The 773-nt window shown below is 54.7% G+C and carries 1 pseudogene; it reads right to left on the bottom strand.

The features are described from left to right. Positions 1–773 (bottom strand): annotated as a pseudogene (locus A3730_RS31535) (RND family transporter); the annotation flags it as partial.

Genomic DNA, 773 nt, shown 5'->3' with positions numbered 1-773 from the left:
TAGATATAAATGCCGTAATCCACACCGATACCTACACCCAAAGCGATCACCGGCAGAGTCGCGACTTTTACGCCGATACCCAGGTGAGCCATCAGTGCCTGACAGAGAATGGAGGTAAGCCCCAGCGGTACAATGATACAAATCACCGCACGGAAAGAGCGGAAAGCGATCAGGATCAGTACCGACACCACCGCATAAACCAGAGCCAGCATCGGGTACTGGCTGGCGGCGATGGTTTGGTTGGTGGCCGCTTCCACGCCGGCGTTACCGGAGGCCAGCTTCAGCTCCATCACATCCTTGTTGTTACGAGCCTCGGCAAAGTCAGCCACTGCACCGGTAACACGCTCCAACGTTTCAGCCTTGTGATCGTCCAGGAACACATAAACCGGTGTCAGCGAGCAATCCAGGTTGTACAGGCTGTCCGGCATGAAGCTCATGACGTTATTCAACGCATACTGGTCCCGGGAAATGGTCGCCCACTTCATGGACCCTTCATTCATGTTGGTCGAGATCAGCTTCGTCGCAGACGCGATGGTCGTCACGTCTTGCACCCCTTCCACATTGCGCAGGTTCCACGCCAGGTCATCCACGATTTGCATGGCCGCATAGGTGTTACAGGATTCCACCGGGGTCTTGCCCATAACCACCAGTACGTCCGCACTCACTGAGTAATTGGATACCAGGAAGTTGACGTCATGGTTGTAGCGGTAGCGAGGTTTGGGCTCATAACCTGTTCTCTTCAGAGAGAGAGAACAGTAAAGGTCGTGCCAGGG

The sequence above is a fragment of the Alcanivorax sp. HI0044 genome (assembly GCF_001634945.1).
Note: the sequence above shows the minus strand (reverse complement) of the source record. Positions and strands in the feature narration are given on the sequence as shown.